This is a genomic window from Izhakiella capsodis, assembly GCF_900115045.1.
In the GTDB taxonomy this organism is placed as follows: Bacteria; Pseudomonadota; Gammaproteobacteria; order Enterobacterales; family Enterobacteriaceae; genus Izhakiella; species Izhakiella capsodis.
This window is the reverse complement of record NZ_FOVC01000014.1, coordinates 29,821-54,008: the sequence shown is the minus strand read 5'-3', so window position 1 is coordinate 54,008 and position 24,188 is coordinate 29,821. Positions and strand designations below refer to the sequence as shown.

The 24,188-nt window shown below is 50.7% G+C and carries 19 protein-coding genes and 4 tRNA genes; 15 read left to right on the top strand and 8 right to left on the bottom strand.

Annotated features, from left to right (window positions below; all coding sequences use genetic code 11):
* Nucleotides 1-829: 829 nt before the first annotated feature.
* The 5 genes from rplS to ffh form a co-directional block, all read right to left on the bottom strand.
* Nucleotides 830-1,177, bottom strand: a complete 348-nt coding sequence (gene rplS, locus BM191_RS15225) for a 50S ribosomal protein L19 (RefSeq protein ID WP_092879710.1) — start codon at nt 1,175-1,177, stop codon at nt 830-832.
* Between the two features lie 32 nt (nt 1,178-1,209).
* Nucleotides 1,210-1,995 carry a tRNA (guanosine(37)-N1)-methyltransferase TrmD gene (gene trmD / locus BM191_RS15220; RefSeq protein ID WP_092879708.1) on the bottom strand — a complete coding sequence of 262 codons (786 nt, stop codon included), beginning with the start codon at nt 1,993-1,995 and terminating at the stop codon, nt 1,210-1,212.
* 32 nt (nt 1,996-2,027) lie between these two features.
* Entirely contained in the window at nt 2,028-2,576 is a 549-nt protein-coding gene (rimM, locus tag BM191_RS15215) for a ribosome maturation factor RimM (RefSeq protein ID WP_092879705.1), read from the bottom strand.
* An 18-nt stretch (nt 2,577-2,594) separates the two neighbouring features.
* Nucleotides 2,595-2,843 (bottom strand): 30S ribosomal protein S16, encoded by a 249-nt coding sequence (gene rpsP / locus BM191_RS15210; RefSeq protein ID WP_033739514.1) that lies wholly within the window; start codon nt 2,841-2,843, stop codon nt 2,595-2,597.
* 143 nt (nt 2,844-2,986) lie between these two features.
* Nucleotides 2,987-4,348 (bottom strand): signal recognition particle protein, encoded by a 1,362-nt coding sequence (gene ffh, locus BM191_RS15205; RefSeq protein ID WP_092879702.1) that lies wholly within the window; start codon nt 4,346-4,348, stop codon nt 2,987-2,989.
* Between the two features lie 166 nt (nt 4,349-4,514).
* Here ffh and BM191_RS15200 point away from each other — a divergent pair, with 166 nt between their 5' ends.
* Nucleotides 4,515-5,306 (top strand): cytochrome C assembly family protein, encoded by a 792-nt coding sequence (locus BM191_RS15200; RefSeq protein WP_092879699.1) that lies wholly within the window; start codon nt 4,515-4,517, stop codon nt 5,304-5,306.
* A 25-nt stretch (nt 5,307-5,331) separates the two neighbouring features.
* Nucleotides 5,332-6,618, top strand: a complete 1,287-nt coding sequence (locus BM191_RS15195) for an HlyC/CorC family transporter (RefSeq protein ID WP_092879746.1) — start codon at nt 5,332-5,334, stop codon at nt 6,616-6,618.
* Nucleotides 6,619-6,709: 91 nt separating this feature from the next.
* Here BM191_RS15195 and glnS read toward each other — a convergent pair whose 3' ends face one another.
* Complete coding sequence (gene glnS / locus BM191_RS15190; RefSeq protein ID WP_092879696.1) at nt 6,710-8,377, bottom strand: glutamine--tRNA ligase; 1,668 nt, start codon at nt 8,375-8,377, stop codon at nt 6,710-6,712.
* 169 nt (nt 8,378-8,546) lie between these two features.
* The gene (gene nagE, locus BM191_RS15185; protein ID WP_092879693.1) at nt 8,547-10,490 is read right to left on the bottom strand and encodes a PTS N-acetyl glucosamine transporter subunit IIABC; all 1,944 of its coding nucleotides are present in this window, start codon (nt 10,488-10,490) and stop codon (nt 8,547-8,549) included.
* 335 nt (nt 10,491-10,825) lie between these two features.
* Between nagE and nagB the strand changes: the two genes are divergently transcribed.
* The 8 genes from nagB (at nt 10,826) to BM191_RS15140 (ending at nt 16,750) form a co-directional block, all read left to right on the top strand.
* On the top strand, nt 10,826-11,626 hold the full coding sequence (gene nagB, locus BM191_RS15180) for a glucosamine-6-phosphate deaminase (protein ID WP_092879690.1): 801 nt from the start codon (nt 10,826-10,828) through the stop codon (nt 11,624-11,626).
* Nucleotides 11,627-11,689: 63 nt separating this feature from the next.
* Complete coding sequence (nagA, locus tag BM191_RS15175; protein WP_092879743.1) at nt 11,690-12,850, top strand: N-acetylglucosamine-6-phosphate deacetylase; 1,161 nt, start codon at nt 11,690-11,692, stop codon at nt 12,848-12,850.
* Between the two features lie 7 nt (nt 12,851-12,857).
* Nucleotides 12,858-14,093 (top strand): DNA-binding transcriptional regulator NagC, encoded by a 1,236-nt coding sequence (nagC, locus tag BM191_RS15170; RefSeq protein WP_092879687.1) that lies wholly within the window; start codon nt 12,858-12,860, stop codon nt 14,091-14,093.
* Nucleotides 14,094-14,396: 303 nt separating this feature from the next.
* Nucleotides 14,397-16,061, top strand: coding sequence for an asparagine synthase B (asnB, locus tag BM191_RS15165; protein WP_092879684.1), 1,665 nt, complete (start codon nt 14,397-14,399; stop codon nt 16,059-16,061).
* 213 nt (nt 16,062-16,274) lie between these two features.
* Nucleotides 16,275-16,351: transfer RNA gene (locus BM191_RS15160), tRNA-Met, on the top strand.
* A 3-nt stretch (nt 16,352-16,354) separates the two neighbouring features.
* Nucleotides 16,355-16,439, top strand: a tRNA-Leu gene (locus tag BM191_RS15155).
* 32 nt (nt 16,440-16,471) lie between these two features.
* A tRNA-Gln gene (locus BM191_RS15150) sits at nt 16,472-16,546 on the top strand.
* Nucleotides 16,547-16,676: 130 nt separating this feature from the next.
* Nucleotides 16,677-16,750: transfer RNA gene (locus BM191_RS15140), tRNA-Gln, on the top strand.
* An 88-nt stretch (nt 16,751-16,838) separates the two neighbouring features.
* On the opposite strand, the gene ubiF is transcribed toward BM191_RS15140, so the two are convergent.
* Entirely contained in the window at nt 16,839-18,026 is a 1,188-nt protein-coding gene (ubiF, locus tag BM191_RS15135; protein WP_092879681.1) for a 3-demethoxyubiquinol 3-hydroxylase, read from the bottom strand.
* A 178-nt stretch (nt 18,027-18,204) separates the two neighbouring features.
* Between ubiF and miaB the strand changes: the two genes are divergently transcribed.
* The 5 genes from miaB (at nt 18,205) to lnt (ending at nt 23,937) form a co-directional block, all read left to right on the top strand.
* On the top strand, nt 18,205-19,629 hold the full coding sequence (gene miaB / locus BM191_RS15130) for a tRNA (N6-isopentenyl adenosine(37)-C2)-methylthiotransferase MiaB (protein ID WP_092879678.1): 1,425 nt from the start codon (nt 18,205-18,207) through the stop codon (nt 19,627-19,629).
* A 195-nt stretch (nt 19,630-19,824) separates the two neighbouring features.
* Entirely contained in the window at nt 19,825-20,892 is a 1,068-nt protein-coding gene (locus BM191_RS15125) for a PhoH family protein (protein ID WP_092879675.1), read from the top strand.
* Nucleotides 20,889-21,356 carry an rRNA maturation RNase YbeY gene (gene ybeY / locus BM191_RS15120; RefSeq protein ID WP_092879671.1) on the top strand — a complete coding sequence of 156 codons (468 nt, stop codon included), beginning with the start codon at nt 20,889-20,891 and terminating at the stop codon, nt 21,354-21,356. Before BM191_RS15125 ends, ybeY begins: the two co-directional genes overlap by 4 nt.
* 166 nt (nt 21,357-21,522) lie before the next feature.
* A complete protein-coding gene (corC, locus tag BM191_RS15115) occupies nt 21,523-22,401 on the top strand; it encodes a CNNM family magnesium/cobalt transport protein CorC (RefSeq protein ID WP_092879668.1) in 879 nt (292 codons plus the stop codon).
* Nucleotides 22,402-22,410: 9 nt separating this feature from the next.
* Nucleotides 22,411-23,937 (top strand): apolipoprotein N-acyltransferase, encoded by a 1,527-nt coding sequence (gene lnt, locus BM191_RS15110; RefSeq protein WP_092879665.1) that lies wholly within the window; start codon nt 22,411-22,413, stop codon nt 23,935-23,937.
* Nucleotides 23,938-24,188 lie beyond the last annotated feature (251 nt).

The window sequence follows — 24,188 nt, the reverse complement described above, 5'->3', positions numbered from 1 at the left end:
ATACTATTTGCACTTATTATCTTCAGACTTTTAACCCGATACTTTCGTGAACGAAAACCGCTCCAGGGCAACCGGCTAGAGATGGTGACAGATTGCATGTTTCTAACGCTGACGACTAAGTAATCTGTCAGTCCCTTAGAAAACATAACAACCGGCCTGCGCTGATATGATTAGCCAAAAAAACATGAAGACATGCCATATGCAAATAATCTTGCGTTTATGGCAGGAATGACTGCTTTTATAGTTTCTTATCTCGTCATCAGCGCACAGCATAAGGATACGCTGCACCCGTTACTAATATAAGCCAGTGAATATTCTCACATCACAAAGCAAATGCAGATCAGTCATTACCCGTGGTTTATATTGAGTTTGTCAGTCAAAGGGTTTGGACTGTTCGTAAGGGAAGATGGCTAATCCTGACGAAGCAGGTATCCACTTTTTCAGCAGTTTGAGATTTCGCGCCAACGGGTTATGGGTTCAGCTGCTTACATCGAAATATCCTCGCCAAAGCGGCAGTAAAATATGTCCCGAAATGAGGTTTATCCGCCAGAAAATGGCAAAAGATAAAAATCCTCGCGGAGCAAGTCAATGTCACCAACCATCGTAACAATTTCGTAGCCATGACGACCTGGCGCGAACCCTTATGGTTTGTTGTTCCGCCTGGCGCCACTGTTAGGTACCTATTTACCCGCAGTATCCATATCTCTAACTACAGAAACTGCGCTGTATATCAGGATGCTTTTATCTGAATTATAGAAAAGCAAAAGGGGCTAGCATCACGCTAACCCCTTGTTTTATATTAACTTTGGGAAGTCGCTTTCGCGTACCCTTAGTTGAGGCGCTCTTTGATACGAGCTGCCTTACCGGTACGCTCACGCAGGTAGTACAGTTTGGCTTTACGTACGGCACCACGACGTTTAACGGTGATGCTGTCAATTACAGGTGAATGCGTCTGGAATACACGCTCAACACCTTCGCCGTTAGAAATTTTACGAACAGTGAATGCAGAATGCAGACCGCGGTTACGAATAGCGATAACCACGCCCTCGAATGCCTGCAGACGTTTTTTAGAACCTTCAACAACCCATACTTTCACTTCCAGAGTATCACCCGGACGGAAGGAAGGTACATCCTGCTTCATCTGCTCTTGTTCAATTTGCTTAATAATGTTGCTCATATTTTAATCTCTTTTCCTGGGTAAACTGATATTCAGGAGGGGTCAGGCACTGCCCGCGCGCTCCCATCATCGTTATGCAGTTGCTGACATTCACACTGGAACTGTTGCAACAACCTTGCTTGCTCTTCAGTCAGAGCCAGGTTTTCCAGAAGTTCAGGTCTTCTTAGCCAGGTTCGGCCCAGCGACTGTTTGAGGCGCCAGCGGCGGATATCCGCATGATTTCCCGACAATAATACTGACGGGACGCTCATTCCTTCCAGCACTTCAGGGCGGGTATAGTGCGGACAATCTAATAACCCATCAGAAAAGGAGTCCTCTTCTGCTGACGCTTGCTTCCCCAGCACCCCAGGAATAAACCGGGCAACAGAGTCAATCAACGTCATTGCGGGTAGTTCGCCGCCGCTGAGCACATAATCACCAATTGACCATTCTTCATCAATTTCGGCATGAATTATGCGTTCATCAATCCCTTCATAGCGGCCGCAGACCAGAATGATTTTCTGATTAGCCGCCAGCTCACACACGCCGGACTGATCCAGCTTGCGCCCCTGAGGTGACAGGTAGATCACTTTTGCACCGTTGCCTGCCGCTGCTTTTGCTGCATGAATCGCATCCCGTAAGGGCTGCACCATCATCAACATTCCCGGACCACCGCCGTATGGACGATCATCCACCGTGCGATGCCGATCGTGCGTAAAGTCTCGCGGACTCCAGCTTTGAATGCTTAGCAGGCCATTCTTTACTGCCCGGCCAGTTACCCCGTAATCGGTAATCGCGCGAAACATTTCAGGAAAAAGGCTGATAACACCAATCCACATTGTCTGCGTCGCTTTACCATTGAATTCGGAGGTCAAAAACCAGGATCCCAATCTACTTCAATAAAGCCAGTAGCGAGATCGACTTTCTTGATAACCTGTTCGTTAAGAAACGGAATTAACCGCTCCTTTACACCAAATGCATCTTTGAGATTTGCCTTCACGACCAGAACGTCATTAGAACCGGTTTCCATCATATCAACGACTTTACCTAGTTCATAACCCTTAGAGGTCACAACCTTGCAACCCATAAGATCTTTCCAGTAGTAATCGCCCTCTTCCAGCGGTGGCAATGAATTAGCGTCAACAACGACTTCACAATTAGTCAGCAGCGCCGCTGCATCCCGATCGTCAAAGCCCTTGACCTTAATGATTATCTCCTGACTATGGCGCTTCCAGCTTTCCAGCTCGACCTGCTGCCACTTACCTGCCCGCTGAATAAACCAGGGTTGGTAGTCAAAAATGCTTTCGGCATCTTCGGTGGAAGAAAATACTTTGAGCCAACCACGAATTCCGAACGCAGCCCCCAGCTTTCCCATGACTATCGGGTTTTCAGGAAACGGAACGGTTTGATGCTTGCTCATGCCAGCCACCGTAACAGATTAAGCTGCTTTCTTTGCTTCTTTGATCAGCGCATTAACGCGATCAGAGAGAGTAGCGCCCTGGCCAACCCAGTGCTCAATACGGTCCAGATCCAGACGCAGCGCTTCAGCCTGACCAGATGCGATCGGGTTAAAGAAGCCTACGCGCTCGATGAAACGACCGTTACGAGCATTGCGGCTGTCAGTGACGACTACCTGATAAAACGGACGCTTTTTAGCGCCGTGACGTGCCAAACGAATTGTTACCATAACATCCTCTTCAGTTAATAAAACAACCTGGCCCCATCGAGGAACGGGGCCAGGGTGTCATATAAAAAGCCCGAAAATTTTACTCATTTTGCCGCAAAAAGCAATCTTTAAGCCATGCTTTTTCGCGTCTGAACATATTCGGGTCAGCGTCCGGAGAATCCTGGCGGCATCATGCCTTTCATGTTGCGCATCATTTTCGCCATGCCCCCTTTTTTCATTTTCTTCATCATACGCTGCATATCATCGAACTGTTTCAGCATACGGTTTACATCCTGCACCTGCATTCCCGATCCCATTGCGATGCGGCGTTTGCGCGAACCTTTAATAATTTCGGGTTTTTCACGCTCTTTGCGGGTCATTGAATTAATTATTGCTTCCATACGCACCAGCACTTTGTCATCCATCTGCGACTTAACGTTATCCGGTAGCTGCCCCATCCCCGGCAACTTACCCATCAGACTGGCCATGCCGCCCATGTTACGCATTTGCTTTAGCTGGTCGAGAAAGTCGTTCAGATCAAAGCTGTCGCCCTTTTTGAGCTTACTGGCCAGCTTTTCAGCCTTATCGCGATCGACCTTGTTTTCTATATCTTCAATCAACGACAGGACATCGCCCATCCCGAGGATACGGGAAGCGATACGATCCGGATAGAAAGGTTCCAGCGCCTCCGTTTTTTCACCAACCCCCATGAACTTAATCGGTTTGCCGGTGATATGACGGATAGATAGCGCTGCTCCGCCCCGCGCATCGCCATCAACTTTTGTCAGAATAACACCGGTCAAAGGCAGCGCTTCGTTAAATGCTTTGGCGGTATTAGCTGCATCCTGACCGGTCATGGCATCAACAACAAACAGCGTTTCAACCGGATTAATCGAATGATGGATCTGCTTGATTTCATCCATCATGTTTTCATCAACGTGCAGACGTCCGGCTGTATCGACCAGCAGTATGTCGTAGAATTTAAGCTTCGCTTGTTGCAGCGCGTTATTAACGATGTCAACGGGTTTCTGGCTGGGATCAGATGGGCAAAAATCGACGCCTACCTGTTGCGCCAGCGTCTCCAGCTGTTTAATTGCGGCAGGACGATAAACGTCCGCCGAAACTACCAGCACTTTCTTTTTATGCTTTTCAAGCAAGAACTTACCAAGCTTACCAACGCTGGTGGTCTTACCCGCCCCCTGCAGACCAGCCATCAGCACCACGGCCGGCGGCTGAGCGTTGAGGTTAAGGCTGTTGTTTTCTGCCCCCATCGCCGCTTCCAGCTCACTGCGCACGATTTTGACGAATTCCTGACCCGGGGTAAGGCTTTTATTAACTTCATGGCCGACCGCACGCTCTTTCACCCGATTAATGAAATCGCGCACCACAGGCAGAGCAACATCGGCCTCCAGCAGCGCCATACGCACTTCGCGCAGGGTATCTTTAATGTTGTCTTCAGTCAGACGGCCGCGTCCGCTGATATTACGCAGCGTACTCGACAATCTGTCGGTTAAATTATCAAACATTGTCTCTCGCTCAAGGTATTCAGAGTGGGTGCTATAGCGACATAATGGCGGCGATTATAACATGAAGGATCGTCGATCTCAGCCATCTGTATGGAGATCGTTTGGAGCCAGCCGGTGCTGGCGCTATACTGCCTGTTTGTTATCTGGCGAGTACCTGACAACTTTTATGTTCGCATTCGCAATCGTGGCGCTGTTTGCCTATTCAACAAGCCTTGCATTAATTGTTCCTACGCTACTACGCAAAAATAGCGCCTGGCGCCGACTGGCTGTTATTTCAGCCGTTCTGGCTCTGATTTGCCATGCCGTGGCGCTAGAACAGCGAATTTTTGCCAGCGGCAACGGACAAAATCTTAGTCTGCTGAATATTGGCTCACTTGTGAGCCTGCTGATTTGCGCCATAATGACGATTGTGGCCTCATGCAACCGCGGCTGGCTTTTATTACCCATAGTATACAGTTTCGCTCTGATTAATCTGGCTTTCGCCACTTTCGTTCCCAACGCTTTTATTACTCACCTTGAAACGACACCGGGCATGATGGTGCATATTGGTCTTGCGCTCTTTGCCTATGCCACGCTGATTATCGCCGCGCTTTATGCTCTCCAGCTGGCCTGGATAGATTATCAACTCAAGAACAAAAAACTGGTTTTCAATAGTGATATACCGCCACTGATGAGTATTGAGCGCAAGATGTTTCATATCACTCAGGTCGGTGTGGTGTTGCTAACGCTGGTGTTATGTACTGGGTTATTTTACATGCACGACCTGTTTAATCGGGAAAACGTTGATAAGGCCGTTCTCTCCATTCTGGCGTGGTTTGTCTACATCCTGTTGCTATGGGGCCATTATCATGAAGGCTGGCGTGGTCGTCGCGTCGTCTGGTTCAATTGCAGTGGCGCGTTCCTGCTGACGATGGCTTATTTCGGCAGTCGCATGCTACAACACTTTTTGACATCCTGATAAACGACAGCAAGGAATGACTGGCTTGGAACATATTTCGACTGGCACGCTGATTATCACTTTAGTCGTGATGGTCATTGTGTCTGCCTGGTTTGCTGGCTCTGAAACCGGCATGATGACACTGAATCGCTACAAGCTTCGCCACAGGGCTAAAAACGGCAATCGCGCAGCACGGCGCGTAGAAAAACTTCTGCGGCGTCCGGACCGGCTGATAAGCCTGGTGCTGATTGGTAATAACCTGGTAAATATCCTCGCCTCCTCATTAGCTACCATCGTCGGTATGAGGCTTTATGGCGATCTTGGCGTCGCTATTGCGACCGGGATACTGACCTTCGTCGTTCTCGTCTTTGCAGAAGTATTGCCCAAAACTGTTGCCGCACTCTACCCGGAGAAAGTCGCCTATCCCAGTAGCTGGCTGCTTGGCCCCCTGCAGAAGCTTATGCTGCCGCTCGTCTGGCTGTTAAACGCCATTGCACGATTTTTCATGCATATGATGGGTATTAAAACCGACGGTGCGATCAGCGCGGCACTCAGTAAGGAAGAGCTACGAACCATCGTTCATGAATCCCGCTCGCTAATGTCACGACGCAACCAGGATATGCTGCTTTCCGTTCTCGACCTCGATAAAGTGACGGTTGAGGATGTGATGGTGCCGCGCAATGAAATTGTTGGCATTAATATCAATGATGAATGGAAATCCATACTTCGGCAGCTCACTCACTCCCCGCACGGACGCATTGTGCTTTATCGCGACAGCCTGGATGACACCATCAGCATGTTACGCGTGCGCGAAGCCTGGCGAATGATGAATGAAAAAAAAGAGTTTACTAAAGCGCTGATGCTACGCGCTGCCGACGAGATTTACTATGTGCCTGAAGGAACGGCGTTAAACGTTCAGCTGGTAAAGTTTCAGCGTAACAAAGAGAAAGTCAGCCTGGTGGTCGACGAATACGGCGATGTTAAGGGTCTGGTGACGATTGAAGATATTCTGGAAGAAATTGTCGGCGATTTTACTACTTCGATGTCACCAACGCTGGCAGAAGAAGTCATGCCACAAAACGATGGTTCGGTATTAATCGAAGGCGGAGCTAACGTTCGTGAAGTGAATAAAGCGTTTAACTGGACGCTACCGGAAAATGAAGCCCGCACCGTCAACGGTATGCTACTGGAGGCACTCGAAGAGATACCTCTGGCCGGCACTACCGTTCAGGTAAAAAGCTACGCTATCAATATCCTTGATGTGCAGGATAATATGATCAAGCAAGTACGCATTACACCGCAAAAATCGATCAAGCAGTCCGTCGGCTCCTGAATCTGATCTGCCAGCTTAAAGAAAATGGCGTTGATACTATACAAACATAAAAAAAGCAGCCAACGGCTGCTTTTTAGTCATATTCCTTGGGTCATGCGCCGGCTTTTGCCCAGGTATCACGCAGACCAACCGTACGGTTAAACACCAGTTCTCCCGGTTTAGAGTAAACGCTGTCGGCACAAAAATAGCCTTCACGCTCAAATTGCCAGGGTTTCAGCGCCTCGGTATTCCGCAGGCCCGGTTCAACAAATCCATGACGAATAACCAACGAATCAGGGTTTATTGTGGCGAGGAAGTTCTCCGCAGCCCCTGGATTCGACACGCTGAATAAGCGATCGTAAAGCCGGAACTGCGCGGGCAGACCGTGATCGGCCGACACCCAATGGATCACACCTTTAACCTTGCGTCCATCGGCCGGATCTTTACCCATCGTATCCAGATCGGCAGTACAGAATAGGCAGGTAATATTACCATTTTCGTCCTTTGCCACGCGTTCGGCACGAATAACGTAGGCATTACGCAGCCGCACTTCTTTACCCAGCACTAACCGCTTGTACTGTTTGTTTGCTTCTTCACGAAAATCAGCACGATCGATCCAGATTTCCCGACTGAAAGGCACCTCACGCTGCCCCATTTCCGGGCGGTTAGGATGATTTGCCATCGTAACCCTTTCATCATGCCCGGCAGGCAAGTTTTCAATGACCACCTTAATGGGATCGAGAACGGCCATAGCGCGCGGCGCGTTCTCATTCAGATCATCACGAATACAGGCTTCCAGCGAGGCCATCTCGACGATATTGTCCTGTTTTGTTACGCCGATACGACGACAAAACTCACGGATCGAGGCGGCGCTGTAACCGCGACGACGCAGACCAGAAACCGTCAGCATCCGGGGATCATCCCAGCCTTCGACGATCTTCTCTGCTACCAGCTGTGTTAGCTTGCGCTTGGACATCACCGCATATTCCAGGTTCAGACGTGAAAACTCGTACTGACGTGGGTGGATTGGAATAGTAATGTTATCCAGCACCCAGTCATACAACCGGCGATTATCCTGAAACTCAAGCGTGCAAAGTGAATGGGTGATCTCTTCCAGCGCATCGGAGATGCAATGGGTAAAATCGTACATCGGATAGATGCACCATTTATTTCCGGTCTGATGATGCTCGGCAAATTTAATGCGATAAAGTACCGGATCGCGGAGAACGATAAAGCTCGAGGCCATATCGATCTTCGCGCGCAGGCAAGCTTTGCCTTCGTTGAAACCACCCGCTCGCATTTTTTCAAACAGGGCCAGGTTTTCTTCAACACTGCGATCGCGATATGGACTGTTTTTACCCGGAGCTTTCAGCGTACCGCGATATTCACGAATTTCCTCAGCACTCAGCTCATCAACGTAAGCCAGGCCTTTAGTTATTAGCTCAACGGCGTAGTTATAGAGTTGATCAAAGTAGTCAGAGGAATAACGGATCTCTCCGCTCCACTCAAAACCCAGCCATTGCACATCCTGTTTAATTGAATCGACAAATTCCCTGTCTTCTTTTACCGGATTTGTATCATCGAAGCGCAGATTACACTGCCCCAGATAATCCTGCGCGATGCCGAAGTTCAGGCAGATAGACTTAGCATGGCCGATATGCAGGTAACCATTTGGCTCCGGTGGAAAGCGGGTATGAATCTCAGTGTGTTTACCGCTGGCCAGGTCTTCATCAATAATCTGGCGAATAAAATTAGTTGGCCGGGCTTCAGCCTCACTCATCACGATTTCCTCAATACGAACGGATATGTATGCTGCTCAACGTAAACGCGTATGATCCACTAAGCACCAGCGAGAAACAACCGTTAGTTAAATTCAGGATAAAAAACAGGGGCGAGATCCCTCGCCCCTACGGTCAGAAGACCGGCACAGTGAATGCCGGTGCTTTCTGTTATCTGTTAACGTCGTATAACCGTGTTTCACCCGCCACAACCGAACCTTTTGCCAGCTGAGTCAGACCAGCATAGTCGTCGCTGTTACTGACAACCACTGGACTGATCATTGAACGGGCATTAGCGTTAAGAAACGCCAAATCCATTTCCAGCACTGGCTGACCGGCAGTAACCTGCGAGCCTTCTTCCGCCAAACGGTTGAAACCTTTGCCATCCAGCCCAACGGTATCCAGTCCCATATGAACGACAACCTCAACGCCCTTCTCTGTTTCCAGACAGAAAGCGTGGTTGGTATTAAAGATTTTAACCAGGGTGCCGGCAGCCGGCGATACAACGGTACCGCTGGTCGGTTTGATTGCCACACCATCACCCACGGCCTTACTGGCGAACGCCTCATCCGGAACCTGCTCCAGCGCAACGATTTCACCACTTACCGGTGCGACCAGCGTCGCGATAACGTCCTGGCTGGCAGCGCGTACTGTCTTAGGATCAGGCACCGCTGCCGCAGGTTTTGCCGTAGTGTTGCTGGCGGCGATCGAACCTTGTGCCATCAGAACTTTCATCTCTTCAGCAATCGATTCAGCGCGCGCGCCAACAATTACCTGCACGGTTTTCTTGTTCAGTTTCACAACGCCGGAAGCGCCAAGACGTTTACATTCAGCATCATTGACTTGCGTAGCATCATCTACGGCCAGCCGCAAACGCGTGATACAGGCATCGATTCCGATGATATTAGCGCTACCACCGACCGCCGCAACATACTGGTGCGAGAGCACAGCCAGACCTTCGTCAGTATTGCTGTTGGCATCGGCAGCCTGTTCCGGTACAGCGTCTTCACGGCCTGGGGTTTTAAGATTCATCACGCGGATAACCACGCTAAACAGGATGAAGTAAACCACGAAAGCGACAACGCCCATGACCAGCAGCAGCCAGACGTTTTTACTGGCCGCAGGCAAATGGTACATCAACGCGTAGTCAATCGCGCCGGCAGAGAAAGAGAAGCCCGCGTGGATCCCCAGAGCGGTCGCAACATACATACTAATGCCGGTCAGAATGGCATGCAGTAAGTACAGCACTGGAGCCAGGAACATGAACAGGAACTCAAGCGGCTCGGTAACACCGGTCAGAAAGGCGGTCAGTGCGACGGAGAACAGCAGCCCTCCAACCATAGGGCGGCGCTCTTTAGGCGCAGCGAAGTACATGGCCAGCGCAGCACCTGGCAGCCCGAACATCATGATCGGATAGAAGCCTGCCATAAACATGCCCGCAGTGGGATCACCGGCATAGAAGCGGTTAATGTCACCGTGGAACACCACGCCGGCCGCATTGGTATAATCACCGATCTGGAACCAAGCAATGGTGTTAAGCACCTGATGCAAGCCGGTCGGGATTAGCAAGCGGTTTACGAAGCCGAAAATACCCGCACCGAGAGCGCCTTCAGAAACAATCCATTCGCCACCAGCGTGAATCGCATTCTGCACCGGGGGCCACACGTAGCCAAAAATCGCGGCAAGTATCAGACAGAAAAAACCGGTGGCAATCGGCACGAAACGTTTGCCGCCAAAGAAACTGAGAAAGTCCGGCAGTCTGATATTGTACCAGCGGTTATAAGTATAACCGGCGACTAAACCGGTAATGATACCCGCCAGGACACCCATATTAATCGCCGGGTTGATAGTCACCATTGCTTTAGTCATGATGAAATAACCCACCGCGCCTGCCAGGGCTGCCGGTCCGGCATTATCTCTTGACCATGTTGAGGCCACGCCGATAGCAAAGATCAGCGCAAGGTTATCGAAGATTGCGCCGCCGGCCTGTGCAATGAACGGTATATTAAGTAAATCGGGTTGCCCGAAGCGCAGCATCAATGCTGCGACGGGCAGCACGGAGATGGGTAGCTGAAGCGACCGCCCTAATCGTTGAAAAAAGCCTAGAATATTCACCTGTTTCCCCTTTGAACCCGTAAAATGCCCAGCACTGCAGGCTTTTTTAACATACCTTTAGCAGGTAGTTTTATGATGTTCCGTACTACTGTGCGGAGTGTAAAAAGAAATTAATTCGCCCTGCAAATTAAAACCCTCTCTAATGTGATAAAAGTCACCATAAATTGCATTTCAATTGCCATGATGTTGGCTTAGGATCCATACTTATTTTATTATAAAAAATATCATGACGGATTTTTCCCACGTATGACTGGGTTAACGCAGGTTGCGCTTAGCAAAGTGGGTAAAAGTAAGCCGTCTTCCCCGTTACCGTAATTGTCACTGAGAGGTGTACTATGCGTCTTATTCCTTTAACCACCACCAGCCAGGTTGGCAAGTGGGCGGCACGCCATATCGTCGAGCGTATCAACGCCTTCAACCCCACAGCCGAACGTCCTTTTATTCTGGGATTGCCTACTGGCGGAACGCCACTCGAAGCCTATAAGCACCTTATTGAGATGCATAAAGCGGGCCAGGTTAGCTTCAAACATGTTGTCACGTTTAATATGGACGAGTACGTCGGCTTGCCGAAGGAGCACCCCGAAAGTTACCACAGCTTCATGTATCGCAATTTCTTCGATCACGTTGATATCCAGGCGGGAAATATTAACCTGCTGAATGGCAACGCTGATGATATCGATGCGGAGTGTCGTCAGTATGAAGAAAAAATCCGTGCCTATGGCAAAATCCATCTGTTCATGGGCGGTGTCGGCAATGATGGACATATAGCGTTCAATGAGCCCGCATCCTCACTTTCATCACGAACCCGTATTAAAACCCTGACCCATGATACCCGCGTGGCGAATTCGCGCTTTTTTGGTGGCGACATTGAACAGGTGCCTAAATATGCACTGACCGTCGGCGTGGGCACGCTGCTCGATGCAGAAGAGGTCATGATTCTCGTCACCGGCCATCTGAAAGCTCAGGCGCTGCAGGCTGCTGTCGAAGGCAATGTTAATCACATGTGGACCATCAGCTGTCTGCAACTTCATGCCAAAGCCGTGGTGGTATGCGACGAACCGGCCACCATGGAGCTAAAAATGAAAACCGTAAAATATTTCCGCGAATTGGAAGTGGAAAACATGGAAGGCCTGTAACAGGTATCAGGATCACTAGCGCAGGTCGTACTGTCCGACCTGCAACCAGCGGGGAGAATAATGATGTACGCACTGATTAACGGCCGTATCTATACTGGCCACGAAATTCTGAACAACCATGCGGTGGTGATCGCCAATGGACTCATCGAGCGCCTGTGTCCGGTTGAGGAGCTCCCTACAGGGATAGCCACACGGGATGTTCAGGGTGCCAACATAACTCCCGGCTTTATTGATTTACAGCTCAATGGCTGCGGCGGCGTGCAATTCAACGATGATATCGCGGCGCTAAGCATTGAGACCCTGCAAACCATGCAGCGTGCCAACCAGCGCTCCGGCTGCACCAGCTTTCTGCCGACGCTGATTACCAGCAGCGACGAACTGATGGTGCGTGCAGTAACCAGCATGCGTGAGTTTCTGATGCAAAATAAGTTTCAGGCGCTGGGACTGCACCTTGAAGGCCCATGGCTTAACCCGCTGAAAAAAGGGACCCATAATCCGGAACTCATCCGCCAGCCAACAGCCAGTCTGGTCAATTTTCTGTGTAAAAATGCGGATGTGATAAGCAAGATCACCCTCGCTCCTGAGAAAGTTGAACCTGAGATTATTCGCCGGCTCAGTAAAGCAGGTATCATTATCTCTTGCGGCCATTCCCACGCGACCTATGCCGAAGCTCGTCGGGGCTTTGAGGCTGGCATCTCATTCGCAACGCATCTGTATAACGCAATGCCAACGATAACCGGGCGCGAACCAGGTTTGATCGGCGCCCTGTTCGATACGCCGGACGTATATTGTGGCATCATCGCCGATGGACTGCATGTTCACTACGCAAATGTCCGAAATGCCAAACGCATAAAAAATGAACAGATTATCTTGATCACTGATGCCACGGCACCAGCAGGGTTATCGCCAGATGAATCGATTGATCAGTTCATTTTTGCTGGAAAAACAATATACTATCGCGATGGGCTTTGCGTTGATGAAAAAGGAACGCTCAGCGGCTCTTCACTGACGATGATCGAAGCAGTGCGAAACACCGTCGAACATGCCGGTATTGCTCTGGACGAAGCAATAAGAATGGCCACCTTATACCCGGCGAAAGCCATTGGTGTGGATCGTCTTTTGGGCAGCATCACTGCTGGAAAAGTTGCAAACCTCACGGTATTCACCGGCGATTATCAGATTATCCAGACCTACGTTAATGGCAACGAGGTTTTAAGTGAGTGAATACTGAATGACTCATGACGGGCAGGCTCAAATTGGAAACATTGATCTCGTTAAGCAGCTTAACAGCGCAGCGGTGTACCGGATTATCGACCAACAGGGCCCTATTTCGCGCATTCAGATCGCAGAACAGAGTCAGCTGGCGCCCGCCAGCGTAACGAAAATTACCCGTCAGCTCATTGAGCGCGGCTTGATTCGCGAAGTGGATCAACAGGCCTCTACCGGGGGCCGTCGCGCCATATCCATCATTACTGAATCCCGCGGCTTTCATACTGTCGCTATTCGTCTGGGACGCGACGACGCCACCCTGTCACTCTTCGATCTGAGCGGCAAGCTAATTGCCGAACAGCGCTATAACCTGCCTGAACGCACACAGGAAACGTTGGAACACGCGCTGTTCAATACCATTGAAGAGTTCATCAACCTGCAACAACGTAAGCTGCGTGAGCTGATCGCGATCGCTGTTATCCTCCCAGGCCTGGTCGATCCGGCCATCGGCGTGATCCGCTATATGCCGCATATCAAGGTGAGCCAGTGGCCGCTGGTTGCCAATCTGGAAAAACACTTCAACGTTGCCAGTTTTGTCGGTCATGATATCCGCAGTCTGGCACTGGCCGAGCACTATTTTGGTGCATCGCGCGACTGTGCTGATTCCATTCTGGTGCGAGTACATCGCGGTACAGGTGCTGGCATTATCACTAACGGACAGATTTTTCTCGGCAGCAACGGCAATGTTGGGGAAATTGGCCATATTCAGGTCGATCCCTTAGGTGAACGCTGTCACTGCGGTAATTTCGGCTGTCTTGAAACCATCGTCGCCAACAGCGCGATAGAGCAACGCGTACGAACGCTGATTCATCAGGGGCATCTGACGTCATTGACGGCGGAAAATTGCGATATTCTCAGCATTTGTAAAGCCGCTAATCACGGCGACGTGCTGGCAACGGAAGTGGTCGGGCACGTTGGTCGTCACCTGGGCAAAGCCATCGCAATCGCCATTAACCTGTTTAATCCACAAAAAGTGGTGATCGCCGGTGAAATCACCGAGGCTAATGGGGTTTTACTCCCCGCCATTGAGGCTTGTGTTAATACCCAGGTATTAAAAGTCTTTCGTAATAATCTGCCGGTTGTGCGCTCTGAAATCGATCATGGCTCTGCGATTGGTGCCTTTGCACTGGCAAAGCGCGCGATGCTCAACGGCGTTCTTCTCCAACGCCTGCTGGAAGGAACGCATACGCAGGAATAGCGACGTATTAACTCCAGAACCCGATCAGCGCTGAACGCCAGTAAGACCGGCGTCAATCATTCTTTGAGAAAATGATAGCCAACAGATTAGACTTCACTCAATCTTCAACGCTTATTAGCGAAATGGCAATTTTTACCCCTTATTTCTGATGATTCATTAATTTTACAACTGACTGACTTAGCTATTTCATAGCAGAAAGGGAAATTGCTTGCATACCCTTATTCATTATCGCATTTTCTTATCTATGCGCTGACGCTGGTCGGCTTAGAGTCAATGACGAAGTGATCCCACAGGAGTGAAGTTATGTGTTCAATATTTGGCGTACTGGATCTGAAAACCGACCCTGTTGAACTGCGTAAGAAGGCGTTAGAACTATCGCGTTTGATGCGACATCGTGGGCCGGATTGGTCCGGCGTCTATGCTGATGATAAAGCAATTCTTGCCCATGAACGTCTGTCGATCGTTGACGTGAATAACGGTGCTCAGCCGCTGCACAATGCCGACCATACTCACGTACTGGCCGTGAACGGCGAAATTTATAACCACCAGGCACTTCGTGCCGAACTGGGCGATCGCTATGACTTTCAAACCGACTCCGACTGCGAAGTTATCCTGGCGCTGTATCAGAAAATGGGGATCGATTTCCTCGATGAATTGCAGGGAATGTTCGCCTTTATCCTATGGGACAGCGTTAAGCAGCAATATCTGATTGGCCGTGACCCTATTGGTATCATCCCCCTTTATATGGGCAACGATGAGCACGGTAATTTTTACGTCGCGTCTGAGATGAAAGCGCTGGTGCCCGTCTGCCGTAGCATCAGTGAATTCCCACCGGGAAGCTATCTTTCCAGCACCGACGGTGAAATTCGTCGCTACTGGCAGCGCGACTGGATGGAATATGCCAGTGTTGAGCACAACAAAACCGATACTGCCGCGCTTAAAGAGGCACTGGAGGAGTCGGTCAAAAGCCACCTGATGTCAGACGTACCTTATGGTGTATTACTTTCCGGCGGGCTGGACTCGTCCATCATTTCGGCGATCACGAAAAAGTATGCCGCCAGACGTATCGAAGATCAGGACAAAAGCGACGCATGGTGGCCGCAGCTTCACTCTTTTGCTGTTGGACTCGAAGGATCACCAGACCTTAAAGCGGCGCAGTCTGTTGCCGACCATCTGGGTACCATTCATCACGAAATTCACTTCACCGTGCAGGAAGGCCTGGACGCCATTCGCGACGTGATCTATCACATTGAAACCTATGACGTCACGACTATCCGCGCCTCAACGCCAATGTACCTGATGTCACGCAAAATCAAGGCAATGGGTATCAAAATGGTGTTGTCAGGTGAGGGCGCAGACGAAGTATTTGGTGGCTACCTTTATTTTCATAAAGCCCCCAACGCCAAAGAGTTTCACGAGGAGAACGTACGTAAGTTATTGGCGCTACATATGTTTGATTGTGCACGCGCCAACAAAGCCATGTCGGCGTGGGGTGTGGAGGCTCGCGTTCCCTTTCTTGATAAAAAATTCCTCGACGTGGCGATGACAATTAACCCTGCAGACAAAATGTGCGGCAGTAACGGTAAAATGGAAAAACATATTTTACGCGAATGCTTCGCCTCTTATCTGCCGGAAAGCGTTGCCTGGCGTCAGAAAGAGCAGTTTTCCGACGGCGTTGGCTATAGCTGGATAGACTCGCTGAAAGAGATTGCCGCCCAGCAAATCAGCGATCAGCAGCTGGAGACCGCCCACTACCGCTTCCCGTATAATACGCCGGCCTCTAAAGAGGCTTATCTTTATCGGGAAATATTCTCAGAGCTTTTCCCGCTAGCAAGTGCGGCTGAATGTGTGCCTGGCGGCCCGTCAGTAGCCTGCTCGTCGGCAAAAGCCATTGAATGGGATGAAGCCTTTAAAAATATGAACGATCCGTCAGGTCGCGCAGTCTGCGTTCATCAGTCAGCCTATTAAGCATAACGCTTAACGTATGCGGACCCTTTTTCCGGGTCCGTTTTCTTTTACTTACGTTACCATGACAAATCGTTGCTTTTATCGCCAGGCTGTTCATTACCCATGCAAACAGCCCTTCAGTGGCTAAAATCGGCAAAAAATTTGTTGACGCTAAAAGACGCAATACGCATAATGCGCCCCGCAAAGCCGATGAAGGTAACGCGATAAAAAGATGGCTACGTAGCTCAGCTGGTTAGAGCACAGCACTCATAATGCTGGGGTCACAGGTTCGATTCCCGTCGTAGCCACCATCTGCGGGAGTGGCGAAATTGGTAGACGCACCAGATTTAGGTTCTGGCGCCGCAAGGTGTGCGAGTTCAAGTCTCGCCTCCCGCACCATTTGCCTAAGCGGTTTGTAAATTTAAAAGAGATGGGGTATCGCCAAGCGGTAAGGCACCGGTTTTTGATACCGGCATTCCCTGGTTCGAATCCAGGTACCCCAGCCATCTTTTGAATGATTGCAACAGATTGCAATCGGCATATAAGACGTTATGGCTACGTAGCTCAGCTGGTTAGAGCACAGCACTCATAATGCTGGGGTCACAGGTTCGATTCCCTTCTTAGGCTGTATATTATTGGGGTATCGCCAAGCGGTAAGGCAGCGGATTCTGATTCCGCCATCCGGGGTTCGAATCCCTGTACCCCAGCCAACATTTAACAAAAAAGCCCGCTTTTTACGGGCTTTTTTGTTTTCTGACGTCTTTTTTTTAGTAAAGGGTGAGGCAGAGATCTCCACTATCACTGCGACAATCCCAGTGCATATTTCAGTGCTTGCCGCTTTAGGACACCGCTGTGCTCAGCAGCGAGTAATCCGAGATTTCGGACAATTTTCAGCGGCGTAACTCGGTTACTAAACGCCAGATAGAACAAATCCATGCTGCTTTGCATTAGCAGATTATCGTAGCGGCGATGACGCTCGTAGCGTTGCAGTACCGCTTCACTGCTCCACGCCTGTCCGCTATGACACGCTTTACTCAGTACATCAATTAAGACGTTAACATCCCTATAACCGAGATTAACGCCCTGCCCGGCTAACGGGTTAATGGTATGAGCCGCATCGCCAACCAGTGCAAGCCCCGGCAGCACATAACGCTTAGCATGGCGACGGACCAGCGGGAACGATCCTGCCTCCACCGGTGTGACTTTCCCAAGGCGAGGAGGAAACTCACGTTGGATCTCTTTTTCCAGCTGCGCCATCGACATTGCCTGTAACTGACGTATACGTGCTGGGGCGTCATACCATACTAGCGAGGCCCAGTTATCAAACAGCGGAAGCAGAGCGCGCGGTCCCTGTGGTGTGAATTGCTGCCAGGTCGCCATGCCGGGCGGCTGTTCGCACCTGACGCTAATCAACATACAGGACTGAGCATATTGCCAGCCCTGAATGCCGATCCCTGCCAGCTGGCGCACGCGGGAGTTTGCACCGTCTGCGGCAACCAGCAGCTGAGTCTGGAGTTGGCAACCATCATCAAGCGTCAGCACCCATCCCTGTTCAAACGGTGCCAGCATTGCCACGCTGGCCGGTGAAATAATCCTGACGTTTAGCTGAGTCATACGCTCCCAGAGCGCACGCTGCAGCACATTATTTTCAACCATGTAGCCCAACGCCGATAACCCGAGGCTTTTTGCGTCAAACGCCAGCTGCGCGTTTTCCCACTCCCAGGTTTCCAGTCGGGTATAAGGAAACGCACGCATTGCCAGTACCGACTGCCATACATCCAGTTCACGCAGTAAATCGACCGAAGCCGCACCAATTGCGGAAATGCGTAAGTCAGGCGGCTTAGCCGGGTCAAAATCCGGGGGCGCTTTGGTTTCAATCACCGTTACGTTAAATCCTTGTGATGCCAGACCACAGGCCAGGGCGGCGCCGACCATTCCGCCACCCACCAGGGTCACTTGCGCCGCAGCAGGCTGATTGTTTGTCATCGTTACTCCTTTTACATACTGCACCAACTTTAACGCTGAAAGCCGGGTGCCGGTTAACCCGAAGTTTACCGGATTTTCAACACAGTGCAGAGAAAAGCACGCTGATCTGGTCACAACAGCATCAAAGCATTACAATACGCGCCCTGCGTTCCGTTCTGCATTGAGTAATGGCAAGTCGATGAATAAAAAACTGCACATCAAAACCTGGGGCTGTCAGATGAATGAATACGATTCATCGAAGATGGCCGATCTGCTGGAGAGCACGCACGGCTATACGCTAACCGAGGTGGCCGAAGAAGCGGACATTCTGCTGCTAAATACTTGCTCTATTCGCGAAAAGGCCCAGGAAAAAGTTTTCCATCAGCTTGGCCGTTGGCGGACGCTGAAGGAGCAAAACCCCGAGCTGATTATCGGCGTCGGTGGCTGCGTAGCGTCGCAGGAAGGAGAGCATATTCGCCAGCGCGCCAGCTACGTCGATATTGTATTTGGCCCGCAGACGCTGCATCGCCTGCCAGAAATGATCAACACCGTACGCGGTTCCAAAAGCCCGGTCGTCGACATCAGCTTCCCGGAAATTGAAAAATTTGATCGCCTGCCAGAACCGCGAGCAGAAGGTCCGACCGCGTTTGTTTCGATCATGGAAGGCTGCAATAAATACTGTACCTTCTGCGTAGTGCCTTATACGCGCGGAGAAGAGGTCAGCCGACCCTGCGACGACGTGCTGTTCGAAATCGCCCAATTAGCGGCGCAGGGGGTACGCGAAGTAAACCTGTTAGGGCAGAACGTTAATGCTTATCGCGGAGCCACCTTTGATGACAAAATCTGCAGCTTTGCCGAACTGTTGCGGCTGGTTGCCGCTATCGACGGAATTGATCGCATTCGCTTCACTACCAGCCATCCTATCGAGTTTACCGACGATATCATCGAAGTTTATGGTGATACTCCTGAACTGGTGAGCTTCCTGCACCTTCCGGTACAGAGCGGCTCAGATCGTGTTTTGACGATGATGAAACGTGCGCATACTGCACTGGAGTACAAATCGATTATCCGCAAGTTACGCAACGTACGCCCGGACATTCAGATCAGCTCTGATTTCATCATCGGTTTCCCCGGCGAAACCCATACTGACTTCGAACAGACCATGAAGCTGATAGCCGACGTCAATTTCGATATGAGCTTCAGTTTTATCTATTCCGCACGTCCGGGTACGCCGGCGGCGGATCTCCCGGATGACGTAACCGAAGGAGAGAAAAAACAGCGCCTGTACATTTTGCAGGATCGCATCAGCCAGCAGGCAATGGCCTGGAGCCGCCGCATGCTGGGCAGTATTCAGCGAATTCTGGTGGAAGGCACTTCACGTAAAAATGTCATGGAGCTGTCTGGCCGCACAGAAAACAATCGCGTGGTCAACTTCGAGGGCACGCCTGATATGATCGGCAAATTTGTTGATGTAGAGATCGTTGACGTCTACCCCAACTCGCTGCGCGGCATTGTAGTGCTTACCGAAGATCAGATGGGGCTACGCGTTTTTGAAACGCCCGCTTCAGTTATCGCCCGCACCCGCAAAGAAAATGAACTGGGTGTAGGGACCTATCAGCCCTGATTGATTCCCGCGGCGGAAACATTCCGCCGCCGATCAACATCCCCCCCTTGTAAACGCCCCTCCTGACCCAAATAATTATTTTACGACTTGCACTGTGCGGCAAGGGCATAAATAATTTGTCATAACTGTAATCTGACAACGCCGGCAAGCGCTGTTGAAACACGCAACTGGCCCTGAGCGACCCAAAGGATTAGTTTGATAACCGAAACACGTGAAATTACTTTAGAACCTGCTGATAACCACCGTCTGCTTAGCCTCTGCGGCCCGTTTGATGACAACATTAAACAGCTTGAGCGCCGTTTAGGTATTGAAATCAATCGTCGTGATAATGCGTTCAAACTGACAGGCCGTGTGCTGAGTGTTGATGCTGCGACAGATATACTGAGAACACTTTATGTTGATACCGCTCCAGTACGCGGCGGCAACATCCCGGATATTGACCCTGAGCAGATCCATCTGGCGATAAAAGAGAGCCGGGTACTGGAGCAAACGGCAGAAAACGTGCCGGTATATGGCAAAGCCGTCAATATTAAAACCAAACGCGGGGTCATCAAACCGCGCACGCCAAACCAGGCGCAATACATTGCCAATATTCTTGACCACGATATTAGCTTTGGCGTCGGCCCCGCCGGTACAGGAAAAACCTATCTTGCCGTTGCGGCGGCTGTAGATGCACTGGAGCGACAGGACATTCGCCGTATATTGCTGACCCGGCCGGCGGTTGAAGCCGGAGAAAAACTCGGTTTTCTGCCTGGCGATCTCAGCCAGAAGGTAGACCCCTACCTACGGCCGCTTTATGACGCACTCTTCGAAATGCTGGGCTTTGAGCGCGTAGAAAAACTGATTGAACGTAACGTTATTGAAGTTGCTCCACTGGCGTATATGCGCGGTCGAACGCTGAATGATGCCTTTATTATTCTCGATGAGAGCCAGAACACTACCCTTGAACAGATGAAGATGTTCCTGACACGCATCGGCTTTAATTCTAAAGCGGTAATCACCGGCGATATCACGCAAATTGACCTGCCGCGTAACCTTAAATCTGGTCTGCGTCATGCCATTGAGGTTCTGTCTGACGTTGAAGAGATAAGCTTTAACTTCTTCCACAGCGAGGATGTGGTACGTCACCCGGTAGTTGCACGCATCGTCACTGCTTATGAGCGCTGGGAAGAGGCCGATCAGCGGCGGCGTAACGCTATCGCTGCCGAACGCAAACACGAAGTGCTTCAGGCATCAGCTGCCGCACCGCAGGACAACCCATGAGCATTGTCATCCTCGATCTACAAATTGCCTGCGATAATCCCACAGGCTTACCGGCAGAAGAGGACTTTCAGCACTGGCTGGAGGCGGTACTGCCACGCTTTCTGGTAGAAAGCGAAGTGACCATCCGGCTGGTGGACGTTGCGGAAAGTCAGGATCTTAATCTCACCTGGCGCGGCAAAGATAAGCCGACCAACGTGCTGTCGTTTCCTTTTGAAGCACCGCCAGAGATTGAGTTACCACTGCTGGGCGATCTGGTTATTTGTCGCCAGGTGGTGGAGCAAGAAGCCAGCGAACAGCACAAACAGCTGCAAGCACACTGGGCGCATATGGTCATTCATGGCAGCCTGCATCTGCTTGGTTACGACCATATTGACGATGATGAAGCCGAGAGAATGGAAGCGCTGGAAACCGAGATAATGCTTGCTCTCGGCTATGCTGATCCGTACATTTCGGAAAAAGAATAGTGTTGACTTACGCTTTGTACACTGCCGTTTTGTATCCTGGCTATCATGAAGAACCGCTGTTATCAGGCAAGATAAAGCCAGCCTGCGGGAAGCGGCCTGTAATTTTCATCTGTTCGCCAGACGGACAGCCCTTTTTTTATTTACGAGTGAAAGACAAAAAAACGCCATGAGCGATGACCATTCTCAGAATAGCGACAGCCCCAATAGTAAGAAGGGCTTTTTTGCCCTTATTCTTAATCAGCTGTTTCACGGCGAGCCGAAAAACCGTGATGAGCTGCTGGAACTGATCCGAGATTCCGAGCAAAAAGAGCTGATCGACCCAGATACACGCGATATGCTGGAAGGGGTGATGGACGTGGCAGAGCAGCGCGTTCGCGATATTATGATCCCCCGCTCCCAGATGATTACTCTTAAGCGTAATCAAACCCTGGATGAGTGCCTGGACGTTATTATTGAATCGGCACATTCACGCTTTCCGGTTATCAGCGAAGATCGCGATCATGTAGAAGGTATTCTGATGGCGAAAGATCTGCTGCCGTTTATGAGCAGCGATTCAGAGCCTTTCAGCATTGAAAAAGTGTTGCGTAACGCGGTAGTGGTGCCGGAAAGTAAGCGCGTTGATCGCATGCTCAAAGAGTTTCGTTCACAGCGTTACCATATGGCGATCGTCATTGATGAGTTTGGCGGCGTTTCCGGTCTGGTGACCATAGAGGATATCCTGGAGCTTATCGTCGGAGAAATTGAAGACGAATACGATGATGAAGAGGATCGCGATATCCGTCAGCTAAGTCGCCACACTTTCGCAGTGCGGGCGCTTACCTCAATCGAGGACTTTAATGAAATTTTCCAGACCGGCTTCAGTGATGACGAAGTTGATACAATAGGCGGTCTGGTGATGCAGGGTTTTGGCCATCTTCCCTCGCGAGGCGAAAGCATTGTTATTGATGGTTACCAGTTTAAAGTCGCAATGGCCGATAGCCGGCGTATTATTCAGGTTCACGTGCGCATACCGGATGACGCCCCATTACCTACGCTGGATGAATAAAACATTCTCATGAATATGGTTACTCTGCTTCAGCGCCAGCGGGTTCGCCTGCTGTTGGCGCTTTTAACCGGCGCTTGTGGCACGCTCGCTTTTTCACCTTATGATTTTTGGCTCGCAGGGCTGATTTCACTCATGGGCCTGCTGGGTCTAACCCTGGCGCGTCGTCCAATGCAGGCCGCAGCTATCGGCTTCGCCTGGGGACTTGGCCTGTTTGGCAGCGGCATCCACTGGGTATACGTCAGCATAGCGACCTTCGGCGGCATGCCCGGACCGGTTAACGTTGCGTTGGTCGTGCTACTCGCTGCCTATCTGTCACTGTATCCCCTGCTGTTTGCCGGCGTACTCAGCAAATTATTTCCTCAGACGACACTGATCCGACTGGCGCTGGCTGCGCCAGTTCTTTGGCAAATAAGTGAATTTTTACGCGGCTGGGTGCTCACCGGTTTTCCCTGGTTGCAGTTCGGCTACAGTCAAATCAATGGCCCGCTAAAAGGCATTGCCCCACTGCTGGGGGTTGAAGGTATAACCTTCCTGCTGGTGGTCATTAGCGGCCTCGCCGTTTATGCCCTGCTTCAGCGCAGCTGGCGTTCTGCCGTCGCGGCGTTGCTACTGCTGATACTTCCCTGGCCCTTGCACTCTGTTGCCTGGTATCAGCCAGAGCCTGAACGTGCCGTTAATGTGGCGCTGGTACAGGGAAATATTCCCCAGTCGCTGAAATGGGACCCTAACCAGCTGAGCACTACCCTGGATATCTACACTAGCCTGACACACCCGCTGTTAGGCAAAGATCAGATTATTATCTGGCCTGAGTCCGCCATTCCCGATCTGGAAAGCAATCAGCAGCCATTTTTACACGCCGTAGATCATACCCTGCGCGATTACGGCAGCGCGCTCATCACCGGTATCGTCGACTCAAGGCTGGTAAACAATCGCTACCACGATTACAACTCGATTATCGTATTGGGTAATAAAACGCCATACAGCTATCTGAGCCACGATCGCTATCAGAAAAACCACCTGGTACCATTTGGCGAATTCGTTCCACTGGAATCATTGCTGCGTCCGCTGGCACCATTTTTCAATTTACCGATGTCCGGTTTCAGTCGTGGCCCTTACCTGCAACCGCCTTTGAAAGTTGACGGCTACAATCTGACCGCAGCTATCTGCTACGAAATTGTATTAGGCGAGCACGTCCGCGATAACTTCAGACCGGATACCAACTTCCTGCTGACCATTTCGAACGATGCATGGTTCGGCCATTCAATCGGACCCTGGCAGCATTTTCAGATGGCCCGTATGCGTGCGCTTGAACTGGGCCGACCGCTGCTGCGGGACACGAATAACGGCATCACTGCCGTTATTAACGCCGACGGTAGCCTGGCAAGTACTCTGCCCCAGTTTACTCGTGGAGTGCTGCAAGCGCGCGTGACACCAACCACCGGACTGACCCCTTACGCCCGCACCGGTAATCTGAGCATCTGGCTTATTACGCTGGGCGCAGGCATCACCGCCGCCTTCTTCATCCGCCGCCGCTGAACCCAGTACGCCGACAACCTGTCGGCGTATCTGTCTCACTAATAACGCCGTAGGAAAAAATTCTGGCATGTCTATTGCAAAATATTTCTGCGCAATAGACGGCTGAGGTTTCCCCGTGTCACCAGCGGGCGTTACGCACCATTAATGGGCAAAGAGTGCGCCAGTAGAGCGCATGAAAGACATTAACGGCTCAAACTGGTGCGGCATGCATCGCAAAATAATAACTTTAATATTACAAAATATTAACACTC

Coding starts and splice junctions, on each gene's coding strand:
- rplS (WP_092879710.1), bottom strand. CDS start 1,177: ATGAGCAACATTATTAAGCAAATTGAACAAGAGCAGATGAAGCAGGAT.
- trmD (WP_092879708.1), bottom strand. CDS start 1,995: ATGTGGATTGGTGTTATCAGCCTTTTTCCTGAAATGTTTCGCGCGATT.
- rimM (WP_092879705.1), bottom strand. CDS start 2,576: ATGAGCAAGCATCAAACCGTTCCGTTTCCTGAAAACCCGATAGTCATG.
- rpsP (WP_033739514.1), bottom strand. CDS start 2,843: ATGGTAACAATTCGTTTGGCACGTCACGGCGCTAAAAAGCGTCCGTTT.
- ffh (WP_092879702.1), bottom strand. CDS start 4,348: ATGTTTGATAATTTAACCGACAGATTGTCGAGTACGCTGCGTAATATC.
- BM191_RS15200 (WP_092879699.1), top strand. CDS start 4,515: ATGTTCGCATTCGCAATCGTGGCGCTGTTTGCCTATTCAACAAGCCTT.
- glnS (WP_092879696.1), bottom strand. CDS start 8,377: ATGAGTGAGGCTGAAGCCCGGCCAACTAATTTTATTCGCCAGATTATT.
- nagB (WP_092879690.1), top strand. CDS start 10,826: ATGCGTCTTATTCCTTTAACCACCACCAGCCAGGTTGGCAAGTGGGCG.
- nagA (WP_092879743.1), top strand. CDS start 11,690: ATGTACGCACTGATTAACGGCCGTATCTATACTGGCCACGAAATTCTG.
- nagC (WP_092879687.1), top strand. CDS start 12,858: ATGACTCATGACGGGCAGGCTCAAATTGGAAACATTGATCTCGTTAAG.
- asnB (WP_092879684.1), top strand. CDS start 14,397: ATGTGTTCAATATTTGGCGTACTGGATCTGAAAACCGACCCTGTTGAA.
- ubiF (WP_092879681.1), bottom strand. CDS start 18,026: ATGACAAACAATCAGCCTGCTGCGGCGCAAGTGACCCTGGTGGGTGGC.
- miaB (WP_092879678.1), top strand. CDS start 18,205: ATGAATAAAAAACTGCACATCAAAACCTGGGGCTGTCAGATGAATGAA.
- ybeY (WP_092879671.1), top strand. CDS start 20,889: ATGAGCATTGTCATCCTCGATCTACAAATTGCCTGCGATAATCCCACA.
- corC (WP_092879668.1), top strand. CDS start 21,523: ATGAGCGATGACCATTCTCAGAATAGCGACAGCCCCAATAGTAAGAAG.
- lnt (WP_092879665.1), top strand. CDS start 22,411: ATGAATATGGTTACTCTGCTTCAGCGCCAGCGGGTTCGCCTGCTGTTG.